The 26,926-nt window shown below is 59.9% G+C and carries 31 protein-coding genes; 18 read left to right on the forward strand and 13 right to left on the reverse strand.

Annotated elements, in window-relative coordinates; all coding sequences use genetic code 11:
* The 3 genes from ACQKP2_RS17040 to ACQKP2_RS17050 all read left to right on the forward strand — a co-directional run.
* On the forward strand, positions 1 to 1,466 hold a 1,466-nt coding region (locus ACQKP2_RS17040; protein WP_427578046.1), incomplete at its 5' end, for a TGS domain-containing protein.
* Positions 1,467 to 1,515: 49 nt separating this feature from the next.
* Complete coding sequence (locus ACQKP2_RS17045) at positions 1,516 to 1,896, forward strand: RidA family protein (protein ID WP_110965535.1); 381 nt, start codon at positions 1,516 to 1,518, stop codon at positions 1,894 to 1,896.
* A 68-nt stretch (positions 1,897 to 1,964) separates the two neighbouring features.
* Entirely contained in the window at positions 1,965 to 2,705 is a 741-nt protein-coding gene (locus tag ACQKP2_RS17050; protein WP_427578048.1) for a hypothetical protein, read from the forward strand.
* 126 nt (positions 2,706 to 2,831) lie between these two features.
* Here ACQKP2_RS17050 and ACQKP2_RS17055 read toward each other — a convergent pair whose 3' ends face one another.
* Positions 2,832 to 3,689: an SDR family oxidoreductase gene (locus ACQKP2_RS17055; RefSeq protein WP_427578050.1), complete on the reverse strand. Its 858-nt coding sequence runs from the start codon at positions 3,687 to 3,689 to the stop codon at positions 2,832 to 2,834.
* Positions 3,690 to 3,877: 188 nt separating this feature from the next.
* Here ACQKP2_RS17055 and exbB point away from each other — a divergent pair, with 188 nt between their 5' ends.
* From exbB to ACQKP2_RS17085, 6 genes are all read left to right on the forward strand, one after another.
* Positions 3,878 to 4,843 (forward strand): tonB-system energizer ExbB, encoded by a 966-nt coding sequence (gene exbB / locus ACQKP2_RS17060; protein ID WP_427578052.1) that lies wholly within the window; start codon positions 3,878 to 3,880, stop codon positions 4,841 to 4,843.
* A gap of 6 nt (positions 4,844 to 4,849) precedes the next feature.
* The gene (gene exbD / locus ACQKP2_RS17065; RefSeq protein WP_427578053.1) at positions 4,850 to 5,278 is read left to right on the forward strand and encodes a TonB system transport protein ExbD; all 429 of its coding nucleotides are present in this window, start codon (positions 4,850 to 4,852) and stop codon (positions 5,276 to 5,278) included.
* On the forward strand, positions 5,275 to 6,021 hold the full coding sequence (locus ACQKP2_RS17070; protein ID WP_427578055.1) for a TonB family protein: 747 nt from the start codon (positions 5,275 to 5,277) through the stop codon (positions 6,019 to 6,021). The genes exbD and ACQKP2_RS17070 overlap by 4 nt, the downstream gene beginning before the upstream one ends.
* A 191-nt stretch (positions 6,022 to 6,212) precedes the next feature.
* On the forward strand, positions 6,213 to 7,142 hold the full coding sequence (locus tag ACQKP2_RS17075) for a LysR substrate-binding domain-containing protein (RefSeq protein ID WP_427578057.1): 930 nt from the start codon (positions 6,213 to 6,215) through the stop codon (positions 7,140 to 7,142).
* Between the two features lie 9 nt (positions 7,143 to 7,151).
* A complete protein-coding gene (gene recG / locus ACQKP2_RS17080; protein ID WP_427578059.1) occupies positions 7,152 to 9,227 on the forward strand; it encodes an ATP-dependent DNA helicase RecG in 2,076 nt (691 codons plus the stop codon).
* A 78-nt stretch (positions 9,228 to 9,305) separates the two neighbouring features.
* Complete coding sequence (locus ACQKP2_RS17085; RefSeq protein WP_427578060.1) at positions 9,306 to 10,706, forward strand: aminoacyl-tRNA deacylase and HDOD domain-containing protein; 1,401 nt, start codon at positions 9,306 to 9,308, stop codon at positions 10,704 to 10,706.
* 99 nt (positions 10,707 to 10,805) lie between these two features.
* Here the strand turns inward: ACQKP2_RS17085 and ACQKP2_RS17090 are convergent, their stop codons facing one another.
* The 4 genes from ACQKP2_RS17090 to trpB form a co-directional block, all read right to left on the reverse strand.
* Positions 10,806 to 11,189 carry a helicase gene (locus tag ACQKP2_RS17090; RefSeq protein ID WP_427578061.1) on the reverse strand — a complete coding sequence of 128 codons (384 nt, stop codon included), beginning with the start codon at positions 11,187 to 11,189 and terminating at the stop codon, positions 10,806 to 10,808.
* A gap of 135 nt (positions 11,190 to 11,324) precedes the next feature.
* Complete coding sequence (locus tag ACQKP2_RS17095) at positions 11,325 to 11,771, reverse strand: anti-virulence regulator CigR family protein (protein ID WP_427578063.1); 447 nt, start codon at positions 11,769 to 11,771, stop codon at positions 11,325 to 11,327.
* A 122-nt stretch (positions 11,772 to 11,893) separates the two neighbouring features.
* Positions 11,894 to 12,706: a tryptophan synthase subunit alpha gene (trpA, locus tag ACQKP2_RS17100; RefSeq protein WP_427578065.1), complete on the reverse strand. Its 813-nt coding sequence runs from the start codon at positions 12,704 to 12,706 to the stop codon at positions 11,894 to 11,896.
* Complete coding sequence (trpB, locus tag ACQKP2_RS17105; protein WP_427578066.1) at positions 12,706 to 13,926, reverse strand: tryptophan synthase subunit beta; 1,221 nt, start codon at positions 13,924 to 13,926, stop codon at positions 12,706 to 12,708. Before trpB ends, trpA begins: the two co-directional genes overlap by 1 nt.
* 112 nt (positions 13,927 to 14,038) lie before the next feature.
* Between trpB and ACQKP2_RS17110 the strand changes: the two genes are divergently transcribed.
* Positions 14,039 to 14,932: a LysR family transcriptional regulator gene (locus tag ACQKP2_RS17110; protein ID WP_427578068.1), complete on the forward strand. Its 894-nt coding sequence runs from the start codon at positions 14,039 to 14,041 to the stop codon at positions 14,930 to 14,932.
* Here the strand turns inward: ACQKP2_RS17110 and ACQKP2_RS17115 are convergent.
* Positions 14,929 to 15,255, reverse strand: coding sequence for a DUF883 family protein (locus ACQKP2_RS17115; protein WP_427578070.1), 327 nt, complete (start codon positions 15,253 to 15,255; stop codon positions 14,929 to 14,931). The genes ACQKP2_RS17110 and ACQKP2_RS17115 overlap by 4 nt on opposite strands.
* A gap of 156 nt (positions 15,256 to 15,411) precedes the next feature.
* Between ACQKP2_RS17115 and ACQKP2_RS17120 the strand changes: the two genes are divergently transcribed.
* The gene (locus ACQKP2_RS17120; protein ID WP_008018480.1) at positions 15,412 to 15,627 is read left to right on the forward strand and encodes a dodecin; all 216 of its coding nucleotides are present in this window, start codon (positions 15,412 to 15,414) and stop codon (positions 15,625 to 15,627) included.
* Between the two features lie 123 nt (positions 15,628 to 15,750).
* A complete protein-coding gene (locus ACQKP2_RS17125; protein WP_427578071.1) occupies positions 15,751 to 15,972 on the forward strand; it encodes a DUF1161 domain-containing protein in 222 nt (73 codons plus the stop codon).
* 123 nt (positions 15,973 to 16,095) lie between these two features.
* Here ACQKP2_RS17125 and ACQKP2_RS17130 read toward each other — a convergent pair whose 3' ends face one another.
* The gene (locus ACQKP2_RS17130) at positions 16,096 to 17,097 is read right to left on the reverse strand and encodes an LLM class flavin-dependent oxidoreductase (protein ID WP_427578072.1); all 1,002 of its coding nucleotides are present in this window, start codon (positions 17,095 to 17,097) and stop codon (positions 16,096 to 16,098) included.
* A gap of 349 nt (positions 17,098 to 17,446) precedes the next feature.
* Between ACQKP2_RS17130 and ACQKP2_RS17135 the strand changes: the two genes are divergently transcribed.
* On the forward strand, positions 17,447 to 17,680 hold the full coding sequence (locus ACQKP2_RS17135) for a DUF1161 domain-containing protein (protein ID WP_427578073.1): 234 nt from the start codon (positions 17,447 to 17,449) through the stop codon (positions 17,678 to 17,680).
* Between the two features lie 6 nt (positions 17,681 to 17,686).
* Here the strand turns inward: ACQKP2_RS17135 and ACQKP2_RS17140 are convergent, their stop codons facing one another.
* Both ACQKP2_RS17140 and ACQKP2_RS17145 read right to left on the reverse strand, forming a co-directional pair.
* On the reverse strand, positions 17,687 to 18,106 hold the full coding sequence (locus ACQKP2_RS17140) for a hypothetical protein (protein ID WP_427578075.1): 420 nt from the start codon (positions 18,104 to 18,106) through the stop codon (positions 17,687 to 17,689).
* Between the two features lie 40 nt (positions 18,107 to 18,146).
* Positions 18,147 to 18,569, reverse strand: coding sequence for a hypothetical protein (locus ACQKP2_RS17145; RefSeq protein WP_427578077.1), 423 nt, complete (start codon positions 18,567 to 18,569; stop codon positions 18,147 to 18,149).
* A 59-nt stretch (positions 18,570 to 18,628) separates the two neighbouring features.
* Between ACQKP2_RS17145 and ACQKP2_RS17150 the strand changes: the two genes are divergently transcribed.
* Entirely contained in the window at positions 18,629 to 19,720 is a 1,092-nt protein-coding gene (locus ACQKP2_RS17150; protein WP_427578078.1) for an aminopeptidase, read from the forward strand.
* A gap of 80 nt (positions 19,721 to 19,800) precedes the next feature.
* On the opposite strand, the gene ACQKP2_RS17155 is transcribed toward ACQKP2_RS17150, so the two are convergent.
* Together ACQKP2_RS17155 and ACQKP2_RS17160 are read right to left on the reverse strand one after the other, a co-directional pair.
* Entirely contained in the window at positions 19,801 to 20,454 is a 654-nt protein-coding gene (locus ACQKP2_RS17155; protein ID WP_427578079.1) for an HAD family hydrolase, read from the reverse strand.
* Positions 20,455 to 20,478: 24 nt separating this feature from the next.
* Entirely contained in the window at positions 20,479 to 21,030 is a 552-nt protein-coding gene (locus tag ACQKP2_RS17160) for a gamma carbonic anhydrase family protein (protein ID WP_427578080.1), read from the reverse strand.
* 88 nt (positions 21,031 to 21,118) lie between these two features.
* On the opposite strand from ACQKP2_RS17160, the gene prlC reads away from it, so the two are divergent.
* Together prlC and ACQKP2_RS17170 are read left to right on the forward strand one after the other, a co-directional pair.
* Complete coding sequence (gene prlC / locus ACQKP2_RS17165) at positions 21,119 to 23,170, forward strand: oligopeptidase A (protein ID WP_427578081.1); 2,052 nt, start codon at positions 21,119 to 21,121, stop codon at positions 23,168 to 23,170.
* Positions 23,167 to 23,454, forward strand: a complete 288-nt coding sequence (locus ACQKP2_RS17170) for a YheV family putative zinc ribbon protein (RefSeq protein ID WP_427578083.1) — start codon at positions 23,167 to 23,169, stop codon at positions 23,452 to 23,454. Before prlC ends, ACQKP2_RS17170 begins: the two co-directional genes overlap by 4 nt.
* Before the next feature lie 45 nt (positions 23,455 to 23,499).
* Here ACQKP2_RS17170 and ACQKP2_RS17175 read toward each other — a convergent pair whose 3' ends face one another.
* A complete protein-coding gene (locus ACQKP2_RS17175) occupies positions 23,500 to 24,144 on the reverse strand; it encodes a tyrosine-protein phosphatase (RefSeq protein ID WP_427578084.1) in 645 nt (214 codons plus the stop codon).
* A 210-nt stretch (positions 24,145 to 24,354) separates the two neighbouring features.
* Positions 24,355 to 24,660, reverse strand: a complete 306-nt coding sequence (locus ACQKP2_RS17180) for a hypothetical protein (protein WP_427578086.1) — start codon at positions 24,658 to 24,660, stop codon at positions 24,355 to 24,357.
* 209 nt (positions 24,661 to 24,869) lie between these two features.
* Here ACQKP2_RS17180 and ACQKP2_RS17185 point away from each other — a divergent pair, with 209 nt between their 5' ends.
* Both ACQKP2_RS17185 and ACQKP2_RS17190 read left to right on the forward strand, forming a co-directional pair.
* Positions 24,870 to 25,928: a PA0069 family radical SAM protein gene (locus ACQKP2_RS17185; protein WP_427578088.1), complete on the forward strand. Its 1,059-nt coding sequence runs from the start codon at positions 24,870 to 24,872 to the stop codon at positions 25,926 to 25,928.
* A 240-nt stretch (positions 25,929 to 26,168) separates the two neighbouring features.
* Positions 26,169 to 26,900, forward strand: coding sequence for a carbonic anhydrase (locus tag ACQKP2_RS17190; RefSeq protein ID WP_427578090.1), 732 nt, complete (start codon positions 26,169 to 26,171; stop codon positions 26,898 to 26,900).
* The last annotated feature ends 26 nt before the right edge of the window (positions 26,901 to 26,926 follow it).

Consider the following 26,926-nt stretch of genomic DNA (forward strand, 5'->3'; position numbering starts at 1 on the left):
CTGGCGCAGTGAACCTGCTGCTCGACCCCGGCCTGGCATTCGGCACCGGCACTCACCCCACTACCGCACTGTGCCTGGAATGGCTCGACGGCCAGAAAATGCGCGGCAAGCGCCGGGCCTTCAACGAGATCATGGACGTCTATGCGTTCCGGATCATCGTCGACAAGGTCGACACCTGCTATCGCGTGCTGGGTGCCGTACACAACCTGTACAAACCGCTGCCGGGTCGCTTCAAGGACTACATCGCGATCCCCAAGGCCAACGGCTATCAGTCTTTGCATACCACGCTGTTCGGCATGCACGGTGTTCCGATCGAAATCCAGATTCGCACGCGCGAAATGGAAGAGATGGCCAACAACGGCATCGCTGCCCACTGGCTCTACAAATCCAGCGGCGACGAGCAGCCAAAAGGCACCCACGCCCGTGCCCGCCAATGGGTCAAGGGCGTGCTGGAGATGCAACAGCGTGCCGGCAACTCGCTGGAATTCATTGAAAGCGTGAAGATCGACCTGTTCCCGGACGAGGTCTACGTGTTCACGCCAAAAGGCCGGATCATGGAGCTGCCCAAGGGCTCCACGGCGGTCGATTTCGCCTACGCGGTGCATACCGACGTGGGCAACAGCTGTATTGCCTGCCGGATCAATCGTCGCCTTGCACCGTTGTCCGAACCGTTGCAAAGCGGCTCCACGGTTGAAATCGTCAGTGCTCCGGGCGCTCGCCCGAACCCGGCCTGGCTCAATTTCGTGGTCACCGGCAAGGCACGCACGCACATCCGTCACGCACTGAAACTGCAACGCCGCTCCGAGTCCATCAGCCTGGGCGAACGCCTGCTGAACAAAGTCCTGAACGGTTTCGACAGCGCCCTGGAAAAAATTCCGGCCGAACGCATCAAGGCGATGCTCACCGAATACCGCCTCGAACTGATCGAAGACCTGCTCGAAGACATCGGCCTGGGCAATCGCATGGCCTATGTGGTGGCCCGCCGACTGCTGGGCGAAGGCGAACAACTGCCGAGTCCGGAGGGTCCGCTGGCGATTCGCGGTACCGAAGGCCTGGTGCTCAGTTACGCAAAATGCTGCACGCCGATTCCGGGCGACCCGATTGTCGGCCACCTGTCTGCCGGCAAAGGCATGGTGGTGCACCTGGACAACTGCCGCAACATCAGCGAAATCCGCCACAACCCGGAAAAATGCATCCAACTCTCATGGGCCAAGGATGTCACGGGCGAATTCAATGTCGAATTGCGCGTCGAGCTGGAACACCAGCGCGGCCTGATTGCCCTGCTCGCCAGCAGCGTCAACGCAGCCGACGGCAACATCGAGAAGATCAGCATGGACGAACGCGATGGTCGCATCAGCGTGGTCCAACTGGTGGTCAGCGTACATGACCGTGTACACCTGGCCCGCGTGATCAAGAAACTGCGCGCACTGACCGGGGTGATCCGCATCACCCGCATGCGCGCGTAGCCCTCCCCCTATAGCTCGCCCATATAGCCCAGCCATCAAGGAGTCATTCATGACAAAGACTGTAATCACCAGCGACAAGGCCCCGGCCGCCATCGGTACTTACTCCCAGGCGATCAAGGCTGGCAACACCGTTTACATGTCGGGTCAAATTCCTCTGGACCCAAAAACCATGGAATTGGTCGAAGGCTTCGAAGCCCAGACCGTCCAGGTTTTCGAGAACCTCAAAGCCGTGGCCGAAGCTGCTGGTGGTTCGTTCAAGGACATCGTCAAACTGAACATCTTCCTCACCGACCTGAGCCACTTCGCCAAGGTCAACGAGATCATGGGCAAATACTTCGAGCAGCCTTACCCAGCCCGCGCCGCTATCGGTGTCGCAGCCCTGCCAAAGGGTTCGCAGGTTGAAATGGATGCCATTCTGGTCATCGAGTAATGCGTACGGCGCGGTCTCTGACCGCGCCGACTGCTCTGCTGCAAAGTAAAGCTTGAAAGGATTCCACCATGCGCAAAGCGCTTGCTCTCTCGCTGCTCGCCCTTTTCCTGGGCGGTTGTGCCAGCAACCCTGCCGACCGTGATATCAGCGGCACCTGGATCAATCAGGCGGCGATCGATGCCGCGTCCAGGGGCGGCCCCCTGCGTGAAGCCCTCCAGTCCTATGGCCCGAACCTGGAATGGGACGTCAACACCAAGGCCGGTCAGGCCCGTTTCACCAATGGATTCGAGAACGTCGAAGGCAAGTTGCTGGGCGAAGCGTCCGGCGCCTGGAAAATCGACTTTTATGGCGGCTCCGGCAGTGAGCTGAAGCGTAACGGCAAACAATTGAGCCAGGCCGCGACCGAAAACGAACCGGCACAGGTCTTCGACCGGGCACTGATTCCAGTGCCAGATGGCGCACCGATCGGCGCCAGCTTCGAGCGCGCGCTGTATGCAGCCTATATGGGCGGAAGCTGGAAGGTCATCAACGGCCCCGGCGAAGGCAATACCGTGCAGTTCCAGGCCGACGGCCAAGTGACCGGTCTGCCCGGCACCGACCGTTATGCGTTGTGCCTGGCCGGCGACTGCGCTTCGATGAGCAGCGGCAACGACAGCATGTGGCTGCAACAGAACGGCCAGGGAAATGCCTGGATCTTTGCTCGCAAGGGCAAAGAGCTGGAGATTTTCCAGAGCGTGAACACTGCACTGGCGGACGAACAGCCGCAGTATGTAGCAGGTGATCGCAAGTGGTTGCTGGAAAAACAGTAAGCAGCACCTGAACAATGTGGGAGCGAGCCTGCTCGCGATGGCGTCATAACATTCAACAACTTTGTTGACTGTCAGGCCGCTATCGCGAGCAGGCTCGCTCCCACAGTTGCATGCGGTGTTTGAAAATCAGCTGTGCCCTTCGAGAATCGCTGCGTAGCCTTCTCGATAGCTTGGATACTTTGGCGTCCAGCCCAGCGCTTTTGCCCGCGCATTGCTGCATCGCTTGCTGCCCGTGCGACGCACGCTGGCGTCTTCGGCCCACTCGGTCACACCCAGATACTCACGCAACCAGCCCACCACATCCGCCAAAGCCGCCGGCGCATCATCGACGCCAATGTAGATATCCTCCAACGCCACGCCACGCTGATCCGCCTCAAGCAGGCACGCCATCAGGCCTGCGGCGTCGTCGGCATGTATGCGGTTGGCATACAACGGCGGGTCGACGGCCACGCGATAACCACGACGCACCTGTGTCAGCAGCCATTCACGCCCCGGGCCGTAGATGCCGGTCAACCGCACAATGCTGGCCGGGATACCGCTATCAAGCGCAACCTGCTCGGCCTCGAGCATCACCTGCCCCGAATAGCCCGCCGCCACGGCTGGCGACGTCTCATCGATCCACTCGCCTGCCTGCTGGCCGTAGACACTGCTGCTGGACACGAACAACAGGCGATTGGGCACCTGCCCATAATCGCCCAACCACTCCAGCACATGCTTCAAGCCCTGGACATAGGCAGCGCGATAACCGGCCTCATCGTGCTCGGTGGCTGCCGCGCAATACACCAGGTAATCCACCGCGCCGATCGGCCAGGTTTCCGGACAGTCTTTATTGAAAAGGTCGCCGGCAACGCCAATGACCCCCTCGGGCAGGCGCGAGACATCACGTCGCAGACCATGAACCTCCCACCCCGAAGCCAGCAGTTGTTTAGCCAGACGACTGCCGACATCGCCACAACCGGCAATCAAAACAGAAGGCACGGACATCAGAAAATTCTCCCTGGAAACGGACAGACTAGCGCCGGCAATGGACGAGCGGCTAGTAATACAAGAAAAAAAGATACTCTATTACTTTTGCTAACAAGAATTACTTGCAATAATGCACGCCACTTTGTTCTCGGCCTTACGAGGCCTGAAAGAACACTCACGTCTCTTTCCTTCAGGTCCGGCCCAGCATGACACCTAACCAACCCTCCGCTACGCCAACCAAACGACCTCGCGCCTGGAGCGCGGTAGCTGCCCTGCTATTGAGCCTGATGCTGCCGCCAACCGCAGTGTTTGCCGACGCACAGGCACCTGCCACTGCGGCCGCCACCGCACCGGCCCCCGCCGATCACTCCGCTGCACCTGCCGCGACAGACGCAACCCAGGCGGCACCCGCTCAACAAGCACTCGGCGAAGACGTGCCTGAAGTCCTGGAGGCCGACAACACCCTGGGCATGGCCCACGACCTGTCGCCATGGGGCATGTTCCAGAACGCCGACATCATCGTTAAAGCCGTGATGATCGGCCTGGCCATCGCGTCGATCATCACCTGGACCATCTGGATCGCCAAAGGCCTCGAGCTGATGGGCGCCAAGCGTCGCTTGCGCAACGAGATCGCCAGCCTGAAGAAAGCCGCCACACTCAAGGAAGCCAGCGTTTCGGCAGCCAAACCCGGCACCCTTGCCAATCTTCTGGTGCACGACGCCCTGGAAGAAATGCACCTGTCGGCCAGCGCTCGCGAAAAAGAAGGTATCAAGGAGCGCGTCAGCTTCCGTCTGGAGCGTCTGGTTGCTGCTTGCGGCCGCTCCATGAGCAGCGGCACCGGCGTACTCGCCACCATCGGCTCCACCGCACCCTTCGTCGGTCTGTTCGGCACCGTCTGGGGCATCATGAACAGCTTCATCGGTATCGCCAAGACCCAAACCACCAACCTCGCCGTTGTGGCCCCCGGTATCGCCGAAGCCCTGCTGGCGACTGCGCTGGGTCTGGTCGCGGCGATTCCTGCGGTGGTGATCTACAACGTGTTCGCTCGCTCCATCGCCGGTTACAAGGCACAGGTTTCCGATGCTTCGGCGCAAGTCCTGCTGCTGGTCAGCCGCGACCTCGATCACCAGCCTGAGCGCAGCTCGCAACCGCACATGGTGAAAGTGGGGTAATCGGCCATGGGCCTGCATTTGAAGGAAGGGGCAGACGACGATCTGTCCGAAAACCACGAAATCAACGTAACGCCGTTCATCGATGTGATGTTGGTGCTGCTGATCATCTTCATGGTGGCGGCCCCGCTGGCCACCGTGGACATCAAGGTCGACCTGCCTGCCTCCACCGCCAAGCCGGCGCCGCGCCCGGAAAAACCGGTGTTCCTCAGCGTCAAGGCCGATCAACGCCTCTACCTTGGCGATGACGAAGTGAAGGCTGAAGCGCTCGGCGCCACGCTTGATGCACGGACTCAAGGCAAGAAGGACACGACGATCTTCTTCCAGGCCGACAAGGGCGTGGACTACGGCGACCTGATGAGCGTGATGGACAAACTGCGCTCGGCCGGTTACTTGAAGGTCGGCCTGGTCGGGCTTGAGACGGCAGCCAAGAAATGATCACGACGCGCCATAAACTGACGCGTTACAGCGGTAGCCTGGCCGTGGTGCTGGGTGTTCACGCGCTGGCGATTGCGCTGGCCATGAACTGGACCGCCCATCCGCCCATCGAATTGCCTCCCCAGGCAATGATGGTCGAGTTGGCCCCGGTTCCAGCCCCGCCACCGCCCGCACCGCCGAAAGTCGTCACTCCACAGCCGCCAGCTCCCGTTGAAGAGTTGCCGATTCCGAAGCTTGCCGAGGCACCGAAGGCCGAGATTGCGGTACCCAAACCGGTCAAGCCGAAACCGAAGCCTCAGCCACCCAAGCCCGTGGAGAAAAAGCCCGAACCGCCAAAGGAAAAACCGTCCGAGGCAAAACCGAGCGAAGCGCAACCCACTCAGGCACCGACGGAGAAGTCCGCCCAGCCTGCGCCGGGCCCTTCACCTGCGCAAGTGGCAGCCAAGGCCAGCTGGCAAGGCACCCTGCTCGCGCACCTGGCCAAGTACAAGAAGTACCCGGCCAGCGCCCAGGCGCGGGGCAAGCAAGGCATGAACCGCCTGAAGTTTGTCGTGGATGCCGAAGGCAACGTGTTGTCGTATGAACTGGTGGGTGCTTCCGGTACTGCTGATCTGGACCGCGCCACGCTCGACATGATCCGCCGGGCGCAACCGCTGCCCAAGCCACCGGCTGACATGCTGAGCAACGGCTCGATCGAGATTGTTGCACCGTTTGTTTACTCGCTGGAAAAGGGCCGGCGTTAAGCCACGCCTCATCCTCCTGTAGGAGCGAGCATGCTCGCGTAAAACGTCAACGATAACGGGGCACGCCTGACGCCCCGCGGTGTTCTGGCGTTCATCGCGAGCATGCTCGCTCCTACACATAAACCTTCTGATAACGTGCGTCTATCAATTGCAGCCGGTATGCTTGGCTCGCAACTTCATGGACGCTTGCTATGACTCTTACAGAATTACGCTACATCGTTACCCTCGCCCAAGAGCAACATTTCGGCCACGCGGCCGAGCGTTGCCACGTCAGCCAGCCAACCCTGTCGGTGGGCGTGAAAAAGCTTGAAGACGAACTCGGTGTACTGATTTTCGAGCGCAGCAAGAGTGCCGTGCGCCTGACGCCGGTGGGCGAAGGCATCGTGGCCCAGGCACAAAAGGTCCTTGAGCAGGCCCAAGGCATTCGCGAGTTGGCCCAGGCCGGCAAGAACCAGCTGACCGCGCCCCTGAAGGTTGGCGCCATCTACACCGTCGGCCCCTATCTGTTTCCCCACCTGATTCCACAACTGCACCGGGTCGCCCCGCAGATGCCGTTGTACATCGAAGAAAACTTCACTCACGTCCTGCGCGACAAACTGCGCAATGGTGAACTCGACGCGATCATCATCGCCCTGCCGTTCAACGAAGCCGACGTACTGACCCTGCAGCTCTACGACGAGCCGTTCTATGTCCTGATGCCGGCCCAGCACCCCTGGACGCAAAAGGAGTCCATCGATGCGAACCTGCTCAACGACAAGAGCCTGTTGCTGCTCGGCGAAGGTCACTGCTTCCGTGACCAGGTACTGGAAGCCTGCCCGACACTGACCAAGAACAGCGACGGCGCCAAGCACACCACGGTGGAGTCCAGTTCGCTTGAAACGATCCGTCACATGGTGGCCTCCGGCCTCGGCGTTTCGATCCTGCCGCTGTCGGCAGTCGACAGCCATCACTACGCCCCCGGCGTGATAGAGGTTCGGCCCTTGTCGGCACCTACGCCGTACCGCACCGTGGCCATCGCCTGGCGCGCGAGTTTTCCGCGGCCCAAGGCGATTGAAATCCTCGCCGACTCCATTCGCCTGTGCTCGGTGGCCAAGCCGTCCGCGCCGGTGGTGGCGGGCTAAGCACGCGTCATGAGTGAGTTGTCGCAAGTGTCGGTGACGGCACTCAAGGGTGTCGGCGAAGCCATGGCCGAGAAACTGGCCAAAGTCGGCCTGGAAAACCTCCAGGACGTGCTGTTTCACTTGCCGCTGCGCTACCAGGACCGCACTCGTGTGGTCCCGATCGGCGCACTGCGCCCAGGTCAGGATGCCGTGATCGAAGGCACCGTCAGCGGTGCCGACGTGGTCATGGGCCGCCGCCGCAGCCTGGTGGTGCGCCTGCAGGACGGCACCGGCGGCTTGAGCCTGCGCTTCTACCATTTCAGCAATGCCCAGAAAGAAGGCCTCAAGCGCGGCACGCGAATACGCTGCTACGGCGAAGCACGGCCCGGCGCGTCGGGACTGGAGATCTACCACCCGGAATATCGCGCCATTACCGGCGACGAACCACCGCCCGTGGATGAAACCCTGACTCCGGTGTACCCGCTCACCGAAGGCCTGACGCAACAACGCCTGCGCCAGTTGTGCATGCAGACCCTGGGCCTGCTCGACCCCAGCAGCCTGCCCGACTGGTTGCCGAACGAGCTGGCACGAGACTACCAACTGGCGCCACTGGCCGATGCGATCCGCTATCTGCACAACCCGCCTGCCGATGCCGATGTCGACGAACTCGCCCTCGGCCATCATTGGGCCCAGCACCGCCTGGCCTTCGAAGAGCTGTTGACCCATCAACTGTCCCAGCAACGCCTGCGTGAAAGCATGCGCTCACTGCGCGCGCCCGCCATGCCCAAAGCCACACGCCTGCCGGCCCGCTACCTGGCCAACCTCGGATTCAATCCCACGGGTGCCCAGCAACGGGTCGGCAACGAAATCGCCTACGACATGAGTCAGCACGAACCCATGCTGCGGCTGATTCAGGGCGATGTCGGTGCGGGCAAGACCGTGGTCGCCGCCCTCGCCGCGCTACAGGCACTGGAGGCCGGCTATCAGGTCGCGCTGATGGCGCCTACCGAAATTCTCGCCGAGCAACACTTCATCACCTTCAAGCGCTGGCTCGAACCGCTGGGCATCGAAGTCGCCTGGCTGGCCGGCAAGCTCAAGGGCAAAAGCCGAGCGGCCGCGCTGGAGCAGATCGCCAATGGCGCCCCCATGGTGGTTGGCACCCACGCGCTGTTTCAGGACGAAGTGCAGTTCAAGAACCTGGCACTGGTGATCATCGATGAACAACACCGCTTCGGCGTGCAGCAGCGACTGGCCTTGCGGCAAAAGGGCGTCGGCGGACGGATGTGTCCACACCAGTTGATCATGACCGCCACGCCGATCCCGCGCACGCTGGCGATGAGCGCTTATGCCGATCTCGACACCTCGATCCTTGATGAGTTACCGCCCGGTCGGACCCCGGTCAACACCGTGCTGATCACCGATACCCGGCGCGTCGAAGTCATTGAACGTGTGCGCAGCGCCTGTGCCGAAGGGCGCCAGGCTTACTGGGTGTGCACGCTGATCGAGGAATCGGAAGAGCTGACCTGCCAGGCCGCCGAAACGACCCATGAGGACCTGACCGCGGCCCTTGGCGAATTGAAGGTCGGACTGATTCATGGCCGCATGAAACCCGCGGAAAAAGCCGCGGTAATGGCCGAGTTCAAGGCCGGCAACCTGCAACTGCTGGTGGCCACGACCGTGATCGAAGTCGGTGTGGACGTGCCCAACGCCAGCCTGATGATCATCGAAAACCCCGAACGCCTGGGCCTGGCGCAACTGCACCAGTTGCGCGGTCGCGTTGGTCGGGGCAGTGCCGTCAGTCATTGCGTGCTGCTCTATCATCCGCCGCTGTCGCAGATCGGTCGTCAGCGCCTGGGCATCATGCGCGAAACCAACGATGGGTTCGTCATCGCCGAAAAAGACCTCGAGCTGCGCGGCCCGGGCGAAATGCTCGGCACACGGCAGACAGGTCTGCTTCAATTCAAGGTCGCCGACCTGATGCGCGATGCCGACCTGCTACCCGCCGTGCGCGACGCCGCCCAGGCATTACTCGAGCGCTGGCCGGATCATGTCAGCCCTTTGCTCGATCGCTGGCTGCGTCATGGGCAGCAATACGGCCAAGTGTGAGCACCGTCTCAGTTTCCGGACCCTGGGGCTGAGCAAGCTGGTTATACTCCTGCAATTGTTTTAGAACGGATACAGACCATGACCGAAGTTGCCCTCGCACCCGACACCCCGCACGCTCCGTCGGTTATACGGCTGCTGCTGGGCAAACTTGGCATTGCCTACGAGGAAGTCCTCGATCACCACGGCCTGAACCCGGCGCGCAAGGTTCAGGCAGTACTGCTTGATGACGCCGTCGGCGCCCTGATGGTGCTGTTTCCGCAGAGCCAGTTGCTCGACCTCAACCGCCTCACCGAACTCACGGGCCGTCGCCTGACCGCGGTACCCACCGAACGCCTTGAGAAAATGCTCGGCAAGCACAACCTGGGCCTGCTGCCGGGCCTGCCGGCCCTCACCAGTTCGCCGTGCCTGTATGACGAAAGCCTGCTGCGCGAGCCAAGCGTACTGGTCAACTCGGGTGAGCCTGGCGTACTGCTGGAAATTACCGCTGAAGCCTTCAAGGGCATGCTCAACAAGGCCAGCGCCGCCAACTTCGGCGAGCCCTTGAGCAGCATCCGGCCGAACCTCGACCGTCCCGATGACGACCGTGAGGAAATCACCCAGGCCGTTCGAGCCTTCACCGCGCGACGCATCCAGCAGCGCCTGGAAGCGACCATCGAAATTCCGCCGCTGGCCGAAACCGCGCAGAAAATCATCAAACTGCGGGTCGACCCCAACGCCACCATTGATGACATTACCGGCGTGGTCGAAACCGATCCGGCGCTGGCCGCCCAGGTAGTGAGCTGGGCGGGGTCGCCGTACTACGCTTCGCCGGGCAAGATTCGCTCGGTAGAAGACGCCATCGTGCGCGTGCTGGGCTTCGATCTGGTGATCAACCTGGCGCTGGGCCTGGCCCTGGGCAAAACCCTGAGCCTGCCCAAGGACCACCCGCAACACAGCACGCCGTACTGGCAGCAATCGATCTACACCGCCGCCGTCATCGAGGGCCTGACCCGCGCGATGCCGCGCACCCAGCGCCCCGAAGCCGGCCTGACCTACCTGGCCGGCCTGCTGCACAACTTTGGTTACCTGCTGCTGGCCCACGTGTTTCCGCCACACTTCTCGCTGATCTGCCGCCACCTGGAGGTCAACCCGCATCTGTGCCACAGCTACATCGAGCAGCACCTGCTGGGCATCAGCCGGGAACAGATTGGCGCGTGGCTGATGCGCTATTGGGACATGCCCGAGGAGCTGGCCACCGCGCTGCGCTTCCAGCACGACCCGTTCTACGACGGCGCTTTCGCCGAATACCCGAACCTGGTGTGCCTGTCGGTGCGCCTGTTGCGCAGCCGTGGCATTGGCTCCGGGCCGGACGAGGACATCCCCGATGCCTTGCTGGAACGCCTGGGCCTGTCCCGCGAAAAAGCCAACGACGTGGTCAGCAAAGTTCTCGAAGCCGAAGTGCTGCTGCGCGAACTGGCTTCACAATTCAGCCAAGGCTGAAAAGCTTCGCGGGCAAGCCTCGCTCCTACGGGTATCACCTCTATCCTGTAGGAGCGAGGCTTGCCCGCGAAGAATTCAACTCGGTCCGACTTGACCGCCTCAAGCCTTGGGCTTGGCTTTTTTCGGCTTCAGATACTTGGTCAAGCCCTGGAACCAGATCACCAGCGCCGGGTTGCCCTTGATCTGAATCGACTTGTCCTGAATCCCCGTCATGAACGCCAGTTGCTTGTTCTTCGCCTGCATCGTGGCAAAGCCATACGCGGCATCCTTGAAGGCAATGGCAAACGCAGGCTCGGCATAAAACCCGGCCTTGCTGGTGATGCGCTGCCCCTTCACACGGAAATGCCGCGCGACTTTCCCGTCCAGGGTTTGCAGTTGAAACACTAATTCCTTGTCACCCAACTGCTGCTGGAACGCCGGGTTGGTCCGACTGGCCTTGCCCATCAACAAACCCAGCATCCACAGCAGAAAACGAAATTTCATGCGCAAGCCTCAATAGAAGAGTGAACGGCCGACGCAGTGTAGCGACTTAAATCAAGAACGCCACTATCGAGTTGTGTTGGAAGACGTTGCCGACTTTTTCACGCATTATGACCGCCAAGTCACGCACTGCTATTTTCAATAAAGCACCCCTTCCAACACTTCATAAACGATCCCGCTCCCCGCCGCGATCAGCACGATATCGCTACCTGCCCGGCGCCACTCGTAACCGGGGTAATACGGCAATCGCTCCAGGGCACGACGATCCAGGCGTTCGCCGTAGTAGCCGTGGGGCAGCGGCCGGCCGCGCACTACATAGATACCTGGTGGCGGTGGCGCACCGCGCACGAAATAAACGTGGTTGTCGTGGATGGTCTGACGGACAGGGCCAAAGTCCCGTGGCGGTGGGCCGCCGCGATGATAGCTTTCTGGCCCACGGTGATCGTCACCATGGTTGTCGTAATAGCCGTGCTGCGGGCCGCCATGGTCATGATCGTCGCGCTCATCGGCGCTGGCGTGCAGCAGCGGGGTCGCACTGAGCATCAAGACACCCAGGCTGGCAATCAGACGTTTCGGCATTTTCATCAAGGTTCTTCCTCACAACACACGCAGCAAAAAGGGCTTCAGAACGCAGTCCTGAAGCCCTCGGTCTTGCTGGTTAGTCTGTATCGGGAGGCTCTAATTCCTCTGTATCAGGAACTTTACCTTCAGCTGACGCGAGCCTTACGCACGCCATCGGCCAGCGCCGAGCACAGGCTCAGTACGCCATCCACGGCTTGCTCCGGCGTTGCTGCATTGGCGATGTGGTCGATCAGTGCCGAGCCCACCACCACGCCATCGGCCAGGCGCGCGATGTTTGCCGCTTGTTCCGGCGTGCGGATACCGAAGCCGATGCTGATCGGCAGATCGGTGTGACGGCGCAGACGAGCGACCGCCTCTTCGACGTGCTCCAGGGTAGCCGCGCCAGCACCGGTCACACCGGCCACCGACACGTAGTACACAAATCCGGAGCTGCCGTTGAGCACCGTTGGCAGGCGCACATCGTCAGTGGTCGGGGTGGTCAGACGGATGAAATCGATGCCCGCGGCCTGGGCCGGGTCACACAGTTCACCGTTATGTTCGGGTGGTATGTCGACCACGATCAGGCCATCGACGCCCGCCGCTTTCGCGTCGGCAATGAATTGCGGTACGCCGTAACGGTGAATCGGGTTGAAGTAGCCCATCAGCACCAGCGGGGTTTCGTTGTTGTCCTTGCGGAACTCGCGAACCATTTGCAGGGTTTTCGCCAGGTTCTGCTTGGCCGCCAGGGCGCGGATGTTGGCGAGCTGAATGGCCGGACCGTCGGCCATTGGGTCAGTGAAGGGCATGCCCAGCTCGATGACATCGGCACCCGCCGCCGGCAGGCCCTTGAGGATCGCCAGGGAGGTGTCGTAGCCCGGGTCGCCGGCGGTGACAAAGGTCACCAACGCGGCACGGTTCTGTTGCTTGAGTTCGGCAAAGCGCGTTTGCAGGCGGCTCATCAGTGTTTCTCCTGCGTCGATTGTTCCATATGGTGCATCACGGTCTGCATGTCCTTGTCGCCACGACCGGACAGGTTGACCACCATCAAGTGATCCTTAGGCAGGTTCGGTGCGCGTTTGAACACCTCAGCCAGGGCATGGGCGCTTTCCAGCGCAGGAATGATCCCTTCCAGGCGGCAGCATTGGTGGAATGCCGCCAGCGCTTCGTCGTCCGTCACCGAGGTGTACTGGACGCGACCAATGTCGTGCAACCAGGCATGCTCCGGACCGATGCCCGGATAATCGAGGCCCGCGGAGATCGAGTGCGCATCGATGATCTGGCCATCGTCGTCCTGCAACAGGAAGGTACGGTTGCCGTGCAGTACACCCGGCACACCGCCGTTCAGGCTGGCGGCGTGCTTGCCGGTCTCGATGCCGTAGCCGGCGGCTTCGACGCCGATGATTTCGACGCTCTTGTCATCGAGGAACGGGTGGAACAGGCCCATGGCGTTGGAGCCACCGCCAATGCACGCCACCAGGCTGTCCGGCAGACGGCCTTCCTGGGCTTGCAACTGATCACGGGTTTCCTTGCCGATGACAGCCTGGAAATCACGGACCATCGCAGGGTAAGGGTGCGGACCGGCCACGGTGCCGATCAGGTAGAAGGTGCTGTCGACGTTGGTCACCCAGTCACGCAGGGCTTCGTTCATCGCATCCTTCAGGGTGCCGGTGCCGGCCACGACCGGGATGACTTCGGCGCCCAGCAATTTCATGCGGAATACGTTGGCCTGCTGACGCTCGATGTCGGTGGTGCCCATGTAGATCACGCAATCCAGGCCGAAACGCGCGGCCACGGTGGCGGTCGCCACGCCGTGCATGCCGGCGCCGGTCTCGGCAATGATGCGTTTCTTGCCCATGCGTCGCGCCAGCAGGATCTGGCCGATGCAGTTGTTGATCTTGTGCGCACCGGTGTGGTTCAGCTCTTCACGCTTGAGATAGATCTTGGCGCCGCCGCAGAACTCGGTCAGACGCTCAGCGAAATACAGCGGGCTGGGACGACCGACGTAGTCGCGCTGAAAGTAGGCCAGCTCTTCCTTGAATGCCGGATCTTCCTTGGCCGCTTCATATTCACGGGCCAGATCGAGAATCAGGGGCATCAGGGTTTCAGCGACGTAACGGCCGCCGAACGCGCCAAACAGGCCGTTGGCATCAGGGCCGTTGCGCAGATTAGTCTGGGTCATGGGGCGCTCCAGTTGAATACGTGAAGTGACGATGGGCTTCACTCTACCTCTGCCGTACCGACCTGAAAACCGATAAGATCGCCGCAACCTGTCAGAAAAACTCACAGATCCCATGAGCCACGACCTGCCTCCCCTGAACGCCCTGCGCGCATTTGAAGTGACGGCCCGCCTCAACAGCGTGAGTCAGGCTGCGGAGCAGCTGCACGTCACCCACGGCGCAGTCAGCCGGCAACTGAAAGTGCTTGAAGAACACTTGGGCGTGAGCCTGTTCGTCAAGGAAGGTCGCGGCCTCAAACTCACAGATGCCGGCATGCGTTTACGCGATGCCAGCTCCGAAGCCTTCGAACGTTTGCGCTCGGTTTGCGCCGAACTCACCCAGAGCACTGCCGATGCGCCTTTTGTGCTCGGCTGCTCGGGAAGTCTGCTCGCGCGCTGGTTTATTCCGCGCCTGGGACGACTGAATGCCGATTTGCCAGACCTGCGCCTGCATCTCTCGGCCGGCGAAGGCGACCTCGACCCCCGCCGCCCCGGCCTGGATGCCTTGCTGGTGTTCGCCGAACCGCCCTGGCCGGCAGACATGCAAGTATTCGAGCTTGCCAGCGAGCGGATCGGCCCGGTCATGAGCCCACGGTTCGCAGGCTATGAACGGCTCGGATCGGCGCCGGCCACGGCACTTCTGAATGAATCACTGCTGCATACCACCTCACGGCCACAGGCCTGGCCCAGTTGGGCACAGCAAAATGGCCTCGACGCCAAGGCGTTGAAGTACGGTCAGGGTTTCGAGCATTTGTATTACTTGCTGGAAGCCGCCGTCGCGGGGCTGGGCGTGGCGATTGCCCCGCAGCCGCTGGTGGTCGAGGACTTGAAGGCGGGCCGACTGGTGGCACCCTGGGGTTTTTGCGAAACACCGGCCCGACTGGCACTGTGGCTGCCCAAGCGCGCCGCGGACGGGCGCGCCCGGCAGCTGGCGCACTGGCTGCAGAACGAACTGCGTCAGACGCTCTAGTCGTCGCGCTTGCACAGCAGATAGGCCGCCAGCAGGCCCAATGCCCCCACGGCGACACCGGCCGCGGTCCAGGGGTGTTCCTGGGCGTAGTCTCGGGTGGCGATCCCGGTTTCCCGGGTTTTGACCTTGACCTCTTCATAAGCATCGGCAAGCAAATGACGCGAATGCCTCAGCGCGTTCTCTGCGTTGCCCTTGAGCACCCTGAGGGTCTTGCGCGACTCGTCCGAAGCGTCGTCCTTCAAGCTTTCCAGGGATTTGAGCAGACTCTCGATCTCCGCTTCCATGCTTTGCAATGAGGCTTTGCGTAATGAGCTGTTGGCCATGGTGGCTCTCCTGCATTGTGGATCAGTGGCATGTGTTGGTTGGGACTTCAGGGGTTGGAGAAAGTGCAGTAAATGTGATTTCCATGTCGGCTCGACCAACAGGCGTAAGTCGGAAAATCACTGCTAGGCTGTATTTCACACCCCGAGGAGAACGCCATGTCTGACCATCACACCTACAAGAAAGTCGAACTGGTTGGCTCGTCCACCAGCAGTATTGAAGACGCGATCAACAACGCACTGGCCGAGGCCAGTAAAAGTCTGAAGTACATGGAATGGTTCGAAGTGACCGAAACCCGCGGTCATATCAGGGATGGCAAGGCTGCGCATTTTCAGGTGACCCTCAAGGTCGGGTTCCGGATTGCCAGCAGCTGACGTTGGTCTACCCTTTTCTACTTGTACGCTGGCTGAATGCCATGGGACATGGCAAAGCGCTACATGAGTGTGTCCGGCCGACGGCGGGGTACCCCTTTTTGTTTCGACCAGAGAATGCGATCAATGAAGAAGTTAATTTGCACGCTAGCCTTGTTGACCCTGGGGGGTACAGCCTTTGCCGAGGGCAAATCCTGCGAAGCGCTGAAAGCCGAGATCGCAGCAAAACTCGATGCCAAGGGCGTTTCCGGCTATTCGCTGGAAATTGTCGATAAGGGCGCTGCGGCGGGTGCAAAAGTCGTCGGTACTTGCGAAAAAGGCACGAAGGAAATCGTCTACAAGCGCTAGATCACATTCATCTGTAGGAGCGAGCATGCTCGCGATGGACGAAAGAGCGCCGCTGGGTGTCAGGTATCCAGCGTCATCGTTAACGACCATCGCGAGCTTGCTCGCTCCTACAGGGATTAAGCGTCAGCCTTTCATGACCTGCGCCAGTAGCTCGTAGGAATGCAGCCGATCAGAATGTTCGTACATGTCGCAGGTAAAAATCAGCTCATCAGCCTGCGTCTGCTCGATCAGTACTTCCAGCCTGGCGCGGATTTTCTGCGGGCTGCCAATCATCGCCAGCCCCAGGAAATCACTCACGGCTTCTCTTTCGTGGGGCAACCACAAACCATCCATGGATTTCACCGGCGGCCGCTGCACCAGGCTCTGACCGCGCATCAGCGCGAGAATGCGCTGGAACACCGAAGTCGCCAGATAGTCAGCCTGCTCATCGGTATCGGCGGCCACCAGAGGCACCCCGAGCATCACGTAGGGCTTATCCAGCACTGCTGACGGTTTGAAGTGATTGCGGTAGACGCGGATCGCCTCGTGCATGTAACGCGGTGCGAAGTGCGAGGCAAAGGCGTAGGGCAAGCCGCGCTCACCTGCCAGTTGCGCGCTGAACAGGCTGGATCCCAGCAACCACACCGGAACATTCGTACCCGTACCCGGCATTGCGATGATCCGTTGCTCCGGCGTGCGCGGGCCGAGGTAGCGCATCAATTCCGCCACATCCTCCGGGAAGTCGTCGGCACTGCCGGAGCGTTCGCGACGCAACGCACGGGCCGTCAATTGATCGGAACCCGGTGCACGACCCAGTCCAAGATCGATACGACCCGGATAGAGACTTTCAAGCGTGCCGAACTGTTCTGCAATCACCAGCGGTGCGTGATTGGGCAACATCACCCCACCCGAACCGACGCGGATGGTCGAAGTGCCACCAGCCAAGTAACCCAGCAGAACCGAGGTCGCGGAGCTGGCAATGCCATCCATGTTGTGGTGTTCAGCGACCCAGAACCGGTTGTAGCCGAATTTCTCGACATGTTGCGCCAGGTCCAGCGAGTTTCGCAGCGACTGGGCCGCGCTGCCGTTTTCCCGCACGGGCACCAGATCGAGGGTCGAGAACTTGATATCGGACAGTCGTTTCATGAACCTGCTTCTCCAATTGAGGGCGCAGGTTTGTTCTTGCGAACGAAAACCTGCCGAATCCAAAAGCGTGTTTCATGCAATGTGGGCATATACCCGAGTTTCAATAGCAGGACGAAAATTCCTGCCGAAAAGGTGAAATGATCGGATGAAATGAATGTTGCAGACGGGTCAATCCACACAATGCTGGCGAGCGAAACCGCGCAAACGCTACATTGTGCTCAAGTCAGGGAATCGCCGCAGACCGCGATCTTTTTTACGTGACAACAGATTCGCCCGGTAAATCTGTGGTCGAATAAATGACAGCAGCGAAAACGCAGTGTCCTGCGCGCTGCCTCAAGGGAGCCTCACCATGAAACGTTTTGCCTTAATGGTTATCGGTTGCGCGCTGGCCACATCGGCCCTGGCGGCACCTAAACCTTGCGAAGAACTCAAGGCCGAAATCGAAGCCAAGATCCAGGCCCGCGGGGTGTCGTCCTACACCCTGGAAATCGTCACCAACGAAGAAGTACACGACAAGAACATGGTCGTTGGCTCGTGCGAAGGCGGCACCAAAAAGATCATCTACCAGAAAAACGATCGCTGATCGGCGTCACGGTACACAGTTGATCTGGCTGTCCTCGGCAACGATTTCGCGTTTTGCGTTGTATAGGCGCGCTTCAGGGGTGAACGCCATGGAGCGGGCCTGCAACACATAGCGTTGGCCGGCTTCGAAGTGATCGTACTTGATGATCATGTAGCACAGCCGCTCCGTGCCACCATCCAACATGTCCGAACTTCCGCCGGGCACTTCAAAATCGAAGCGAACCGTCAAAACATGGCTACCGGGTGTCACCTGAAAAAAACGCCCTTCACGCAATCGCTGATTGTCCAGACGCTCGGCCATCAGCAATTTATCGTTGGGAAAGGGCGTGGAAAAGTCGACCCATGCCATGTGGGGGTCAGCCGCCGGCATCGGCGTCGAACAGCCGGCAACCGCGCTTGCGGCCAGTAACAGCATCAACCTGCGCATCATGAATGTCCTATGGGCTGTACATTCAGAATAGCGCTGATCAGCTGCGTTGACAGCCAGCCGGCTTGCCCTGGCCAATCACCTTTCGTTGTTGATCATAAAGCTTGACCCACGGCCGAAACCCTATGTTCCCCGCTTGCAATTCATAGCGCTCCCCAGCGCTGAAATCATTGAATTTCACATTCATCTGACAATCGCGCCACAGCGGTTCGGCGTCGGGGCCGATATTGGTTGGCTGAACCGCAAACTGGTAGCGAACCGTCAGCTCATGACTGCCCGGTGGCACCTGGAAATAGCGCTTGTCGGACGCAGCCTGGTTGTCCACCTCCAATGCTTGCAAGGCCGTGTCCTCCTGATGCGACTCCAGATCTATCCAGGCTTGCGTTGGATCGTGGTGGGGTAATCCGAAACCGGCACAACCGGCCAGCATCAGCAGGCCTCCCGTCAGCATCAACTTGCGCATAGCGGAGCTCCAGTCAGGCGGGATAGTCTTGCGAGCAGACTTTCCAGGAATTTTTTATTTTGATCAGGCCGTGTCCAAGCCTTGGGTTACTTGATCGCGTTTTGCGCATTTTGTTTCCGGGTGTACTGCTTTTGTTGCTCAACGGTTGCTCCAGCGTCAGCTACTACAGCCAATTGGCCAGTGGCCAGTGGCAACTGCTGCGGGCACGGGAGCCGGTTTCCAGCGTGATTGCCGACCCCCAACGCGATCAGCAACTGCGCATGCACCTGGCTCAATCGCAAAAGGCCCGGACTTTTGCCAGCCAACAACTGCACCTGCCGGACAACCAGAGTTACCGGCTGTACGCCGACATTGGCCGGCCTTATGTCGTCTGGAACGTATTCGTCACGCCTGAGTTTTCCCTCAAGCCACAAAATCATTGCTTCCCTGTCGCCGGGTGCGTGGCCTATCGCGGTTACTACAGCCAGGGGGCGGCTCGCGGCGAAGCCGCGCTGCAACGCCAGAAGGGCATGGATGTTTGGATCGGCGGTGTCGAGGCCTATTCGACACTGGGATGGTTCAGCGACCCGATCATGAATTCGATGATGGGCTGGGGCGATGAACGCCTGGCCACGTTGATTTTCCACGAGCTGGCGCATCAGCGCTTTTATGTGAAGGACGACACGGAGTTCAACGAGTCGTTTGCCACCTTCGTGGAGCAGGAAGGTACCCGTCAGTGGCGTGCCTGGCGCGCTTTGCCGCCGGACAACGGCGACCAGACGCGGCGCCGGGACCAATTCACTCAGCTGATTCTGGACACCCGCTCTCGACTCGAGCATCTGTACACCCAGCCATTGCCGCCGGAACAAATGCGTCAGCGCAAAACGGCGGAATTCGAGCGGTTACGGGGCGAGTATCGGCAATTACGCGACAGCCAATGGGCGGGAGACACGCGTTACGACGCCTGGATCAATGCACCGATGAACAATGCCCGATTGCTGCCATTTGGCTTGTACGACCAATGGGTGCCGGCGTTTGCGGCGTTGTTCAAGCAAACGGATGGGGATTGGGTGAGGTTTTATGGGGCGGTGGAAAAGCTGGGGGGAATGCCGGTTGACGAGCGCAAGGCGGCATTGAAAACGCTGGCATCGGCAAAAATATCCGCTGGCTGACAGGGCCTCTTCGCGGGCAAGCCTCGCTCCTACGGGGTATGTGGTATCCGTAGGAGCGAGGCTTGCCCGCGAAGGCAATTTCACTGGCGCTGCAAAAACGCCTGATGCATCTCTTCCAGCGTTTCAAAGTGATAGGTCGGCGCTTCGGCACTCAGTTCTTCCCGGCTACCAAATCCGTACCCCACCGCCACCGAATCCAACCCATTGCTTCGCGCACCGATCAGATCGTGTTTGCGGTCGCCGATCATCAGCGTGCTGGCCGGGTCCAGGCTTTCTTCGGCCATCAAGTGGGCAATTAGCTCGACCTTGTTGGTGCGGGTACCGTCCAGCTCGCTGCCATAGATCACCTTGAAGTGTTTGGCGAAGTCGAAATGACGGGCGATTTCCCTGGCGAAGACCCATGGCTTGGACGTCGCGATGTACAGCTGCCGACCTTGTCCGCCGAGGGTTTCCAGCAGCGGCATGACACCATCGAATACACGGTTTTCGTACAGGCCGGTGACCTTGAAGCGCTCGCGATAAAAATTGACCGCCTCCCAGGCCTTCGCTTCGTCAAAGCCGTAGAACTGCATGAATGCTTGCAACAACGGCGGACCGATGAAGTGTTCGAGCTTGCTCAGGTCGGGTTCATCGATGCCGAGCTTGCCCAGGGCAAACTGGATCGAACGGGTGATGCCTTCGCGCGGGTCGGTCAGGGTGCCGTCGAGGTCGAATAGAACGGTTTGGTAGTGCATGAAAATTCCTGGGCAGTCGCGTTATCAGGGATGAGTCCGGTCGTAGCCTTCGGCCAGGTGCAGATCCTTGAGCTTCACGTAATTGGTCGCGCTATAGGTGAAAAAGGCCCGCTCCTTGTCGGTCAGTGGCCGGATCTGCTTCACCGGGCTACCGACATACAGGAAACCGCTTTCCAAATGTTTACCCGGCGGCACCAGGCTGCCGGCGCCGATGATGACATCGTCGGCAACCACCGCGCCGTCCATCACGATGCTGCCCATGCCAATCAATACCCGGTTGCCGACAGTACAGCCATGGAGCATGACTTTGTGCGCGATGGTCACATCATCGCCGATCAGCAAGGGAAAGCCGTCGGGATTGAAGGGTCCGGCATGAGTGATGTGCAAGACACAGCCATCCTGCACGCTGGTGCGCACACCGATGCGGATGCGGTGCATGTCACCGCGGATGACCGTCAGCGGCCATACCGAACTGTCTTCGCCGATTTCCACGTCGCCAATCACCACCGCCGAGCGGTCGACAAAGGCACCCTTGCCGAGCTTGGGCGTGTGATTCTGGTATTTGCGAAGGTTCACGATAGGGTTTCTCTCTGTCGGTGATAGCTGCGGTGAGCGTCGATTGTAATTAAGATGGCTGCATGTTTCTCCAGCCAAGGTGCCATCCGTGAGCGTGAACAACCCTCTTTTGCAGCCCTACGACCTGCCGCCGTTCTCCGCGATCCGTGCCGAACATGTGCAACCGGCCATTGAAAAGATCCTGGCCGACAACCGCGCCGCCATTGTCGAAATTCTCAAGACCCAGGGCAAACAACCGACCTGGGCCGGCCTGGTGCTGGCGATGGACGAACTCAACGACCGTCTGGGTGCGGCCTGGAGCCCGGTCAGCCACCTGAATGCCGTCTGCAACAGCGCCGAGCTGCGTGAAGCCTACGAGTCCTGCCTGCCGGCTCTGAGCGCCTACTCCACCGAGATGGGCCAGAACCGTGAACTGTTCCAGGCCTATGAAGCCCTGGCCAACAGCCCGGAAGCCGCCAGCTTCGATGTGGGGCAGAAAACTATCCTGGAACACGCCCTGCGCGATTTCCGTTTGTCGGGTATCGACCTGCCGGAAGCCGAACAGAAGCGTTACGCCGAAGTGCAGAGCAAGCTGTCCGAGCTGGGTAGCCGTTTTTCCAACCAGTTGCTCGATGCAACCCAGGCCTGGACCAAACACATCACCGATGAAGCCGCCCTCGCCGGCCTGACCGATTCGGCCAAGGCGCAAATGGCTGCCGCTGCCCAGGCCAAAAGCCTCGAAGGCTGGCTCATCACCCTGGAGTTCCCCAGCTACTACGCGGTGATGACCTACGCCCACGACCGCGCCCTGCGTGAGGAGGTCTACGCCGCCTACTGCACCCGCGCCTCGGACCAGGGCCCGAATGCCGGCCAGAACGATAATGGTCCGGTCATGGAAGAAATCCTCGACCTGCGTCAGGAACTGGCAAAACTCCTGGGTTTCGCCAGCTTCTCGGAGTTGAGCCTGGCGACCAAAATGGCCGAATCCAGCGATCAGGTGCTCAGTTTCCTGCGCGACCTGGCCAAGCGCAGCAAACCGTTCGCCGCCCAGGATCTGCAACAGCTCAAGGCCTACGCTGCCGAGCAAGGTTGCCCGGACCTGCAAAGCTGGGACAGCGGGTTCTATGGCGAAAAACTCCGCGAGCAACGCTACAGCGTTGCCCAGGAAGCCCTGCGCGCCTACTTCCCGATCGATAAAGTGCTGAGCGGTCTGTTTGCTATCGTGCAACGCCTGTACGGCATCGAGATCGCCGAGCAGAAAGGTTTCGATACCTGGCACCCGGATGTACGCCTGTTCGAAATCAAGGAAAACGGCCAGCACGTCGGTCGCTTCTTCTTCGACCTTTACGCCCGCGCCAACAAACGTGGCGGCGCCTGGATGGACGGCGCCCGCGACCGTCGCCGCACCGCCGGTGGCGTACTGCAAAGCCCGGTGGCCAACCTGGTGTGCAACTTCACGCCGGCCGACAGCGGCAAGCCTGCACTGCTGACCCACGATGAAGTCACCACCCTGTTCCACGAATTCGGTCATGGCCTGCACCACCTGTTGACCCGCGTCGAACACGCCGGCGTATCCGGCATCAACGGCGTGGCCTGGGACGCGGTCGAACTGCCGAGCCAGTTCATGGAGAACTGGTGCTGGGAACCTGAGGGCCTGGCGCTGATTTCCGGTCACTATGAAACCGGCGAGCCATTGCCTCAGGACCTGCTGCAGAAAATGCTCGCGGCGAAGAACTTCCAGTCCGGCCTGATGATGGTGCGCCAACTGGAGTTTTCGTTGTTCGACTTCGAACTGCACGCCACCCATGGTGACGGTCGCAGTGTGCTGCAGGTTCTGGAAGGGGTACGCGATGAGGTTTCGGTGATGCGTCCGCCGGCCTACAACCGCTTCCCCAACAGCTTCGCCCACATCTTCGCCGGCGGTTATGCGGCCGGTTACTACAGCTACAAGTGGGCTGAAGTGCTGTCGGCCGATGCCTTCTCGAAATTCGAAGAAGAAGGCGTGCTCAATGCCCAGACCGGTCGTGCCTTCCGCGAAGCCATTCTGGCGCGCGGCGGCTCGCAGGAGCCGATGGTACTGTTCGTCGACTTCCGCGGCCGCGAACCGTCGATCGATGCACTCCTGCGTCACAGCGGCCTGAGCGAGGGCGCGGCAGCATGAGCGAGGGTCCTGTGATTACCAAGCGACGCTTTATCGCTGGCGCGGTTTGCCCGGCTTGCAGCGAGCCGGACAAGTTGATGATGTGGAGCGAAGACAACGTGCCACATCGCGAGTGCGTGGCCTGTGGTTACTCCGATACGCTGAATGAACAAGGCCTGTCGGTGCCCAAGGAATTGGGCACGCGGGTCAACAAACCTGTGGTGAAAGCACCGGATACGAAGGTTCAGGCCGTGCAGTTTTTTCCGAACCCGAAGCTGAAGAAAAAACCTGACGAGCAGCACTGATCAGTCTGGCCAACCTTCCACTGTGCAATGCAGTGGAAGGTTCACTTACGGGAGATTGGCCGACTGGAACCAGCTCTTCATCGAACACGCCGCGAACGGGCTGGTGCTGCAATCACCATTGGTCAACGCTGTACGCAGCTTGTCGACATCCGCGCGCATCATGTAACGCACGCCGTCCTTGAAACGGGTGCTGTCACCAAAGCCGCCCTGGGTCATTTCATTCAAGGCGTCTTCCTTGCTCCAACCCTGCACCACCACACGGTACATGGCCGCCATCAGGCCGGTACGGTCAGAACCATGCTTGCAGTGCATCAGTACCGGACCTCTGGCTTCGGCGGATTGAATGGCGCGCAGTGCCTTGAGGACATCGGCGTCATCCACATGACTTGTGCGAAAAGGCAATTGAATCTGGGCGATATCCGGTTTGCTCAGCCAGCGAGAGTCCGGTTCCGGCAGAAAACTGATCACGGTGGCGACCTTGAGCTTTTCCAGTGTCGGTACTGTCCCACGGTCGAGTAGCGCACTGCGGTAAAGCGTCGGCGACATCTGGAAAAGTTTGTATTGCGCCTCGACCGGCTGAGCCCACTCCATGGGGCGAGTCGAGCCGGAGTCGTCAGCGAAGACCGGAATCGGGTTGAGACATGCGACCAGCGACAAGCACATCGCAGGGATCAAACGCAGTAGAGACATACTCAGGTGACCGTGCAGGGTAAATCCGGATGTTGTCGTCCAGATTGAACCCTGAGCGGTCAAAGGCCTGTGAGTCGTCTGTCAAAGAAATGTGAATAACGCTTTTTTGAACCGGTAAGACAGAAGAAGATTCCGACAAGGCCGATATAAAAGACTGAGTAATTCAACCTTGCCTGATTGACTCAGCTGAATGTTCATGCCTTTGCCAGATTAAGGCGTTTCAATATTGGCGTAAGCTTTGGCCAACGCTATAAGTTCGGCCTTGTCACCGGCATTGATATTGCCATCACCATTAACATCGTTATTTACATTGCCAATACGGAAGGTCCGGCCACCATCACTGGAAACTGCCGTAACTGTGCTGGAATCAAGCAGTGTCTGCGTAGGCAACGAATTTTCGACATCCCACCCCTCCTCTTTCAGGGCAAATTGCATCGACACTCGAACTTCATGTGGATTGACCGAAGTTGGCCCAAGTTTTTGCAGAAAGATGCCGCGCTGATTAAATATCGACATAACTAAATCCTTTTAATCAATATAGATGGTTATTGTTAAAGCAAAAAAATAATAACCACGGCCTCGCCCTATCAACCAGCCTGTAAATGTGTCTGATGGTTGCCTGTTATTGATCCTTTCATAGCAGGAATGCAGAAGGTGCCGAACGGCACTGGCCAAGAATCGATCACCCGGATACTGTATGCGCATACAGTAAAAGAATCCTCCTCATGCACACGCCATTGCCCCCACGCGGCCGCGGCACCGCGACCAACCCGCACAACCGTTTCGCGCCCAGCCATTCGGTGGCCGAGGACGATGGCTGGTATCAGGAAGCGCCGATGACCCAGGGCACCGAGGTGCGCATCGAGACGGCAAAAACCATCATTACCCGCAACAATTCACCGGACCTGCCCTTCGATCGCTCGATCAACCCTTACCGTGGCTGCGAGCACGGCTGCATCTACTGCTATGCACGGCCCAGCCACGCCTATTGGGACCTGTCGCCCGGATTGGATTTCGAGACAAAGCTGATCGCCAAGACCAACGCCGTGGATGTGCTGGAAGAACAACTGTCCAAACGCGGTTATCAATGCGCGCCCATCAACCTTGGCTCCAATACCGACCCCTACCAACCGATCGAGCGCGAATACCGAATCACCCGTCAAACCCTTGAAGTACTGCTGCGCTACCGGCATCCGGTGACCATCGTCACCAAGGGTTCGCTGATACTCCGCGATCTGGACCTGCTGGCCGAACTTGCCCAGCATCGGCTGGTGGCGGTCATGATCAGCCTGACCACGCTGGACGACGAACTCAAACGCATCCTCGAGCCGCGCGCCGCAGCGCCCAAGGCCAGGTTGCGGGCGATCAGGGTCATGCGCGATGCAGGGATCCCGGTCGGCGTGCTTTGTTCACCGATGATTCCGATGATCAATGACAGCGAGCTGGAAAGCCTGCTGATCGAGGCCCATTCGGCTGGGGCGCAAAGTGCGACCTACATGATGCTGCGCCTGCCGCTGGAAGTGGCCCCGCTGTTCGAACAGTGGCTGGCCGACCACTATCCGCAACGGGCAGCCCATGTGCTGAGCCTGATTCGTCAGAGTCGGGGCGGCGAGCTCTACGACAGCCGCTTCGGCGCGCGGATGCGAGGCGAAGGGCCCTTTGCCGAACTCCTGGCGCAACGCTTTGCCAAAACCATCAAGCGTCTGGGACTCAATCGTCGGGAAGGCTTCAATCTGGACTGCGAAGCCTTTTGTCCGCCGGGTCGCCAAATGTCGTTGATTTAAGGACAATTGGCCTAACGTTGAGTGTTGGGAACCCCGTGCACGCTTTAGGCTGGTCACGTTTTTGTGACCTGTAACAAAAAGTCTAGAGCGCTTGATTTAGTGTGAGTCAAGATTCGGCAGCTACCTTGCTCATCGAGTGACTGACGGGTCTACTTTTTGACCTGAATGTTTTTTAACCAGCCACTGGCTTCAACCGGACAACACGGGATACCCCCCTGAGCCCGCCCAAGAGGATGAATCATGAGTGACAAGGATAAACAGCCGTTGGCTGCACCGGCATCCGCCCAACCCCAGGCGGAAACTGCCGAAGCAGCGCTGAAGCATATCGTTGACGGCTTTTTGCATTTTCATCATGAGGTCTTTCCCCAACAGGAAGAGCTCTTCAAGAAACTCGCCACGGCCCAACAGCCACGGGCGATGTTCATTACCTGCGCCGACTCGCGCATCGTACCGGAGCTGATTACCCACAGTTCGCCGGGCGATCTGTTCGTGACCCGCAACGTCGGCAACGTTGTCCCACCGTACGGTCAGATGAACGGCGGCGTTTCCACCGCCATCGAGTATGCGGTGCTGGCACTGGGCGTGAAGCACATCATCATCTGCGGCCACTCCGACTGCGGTGCGATGCGTGCGGTGCTCAACCCCCACACCCTGGAAAAGATGCCCACGGTCAAAGCCTGGCTGCAACATGCGGAAGTGGCTAAGACCATGGTGCACGACAACTGCAACTGCACCAACGAAAGCGAAACCATGCACGTCCTCACCGAGGAAAATGTCATCGCTCAACTGCAGCACTTGCGCACCCATCCCTCGGTAGCCTCGCGCATGGCGAACGGTCACCTGTTCATCCATGGCTGGGTCTACGACATCGAAACCAGCAAGATCAAAGCCTACGACGCAGATCAGGGTCGTTTCCTGCCGCTCGACGGCAGCCAGCCGATTCCCGTGGCGACGCCCAAAGCGCGCTTCTGAATCTTCCTTGTGGGAGCGAGCCTGCT

The organism is Pseudomonas sp. NPDC089569, from assembly GCF_050280625.1.
Taxonomy (GTDB): domain Bacteria; phylum Pseudomonadota; class Gammaproteobacteria; order Pseudomonadales; family Pseudomonadaceae; genus Aquipseudomonas.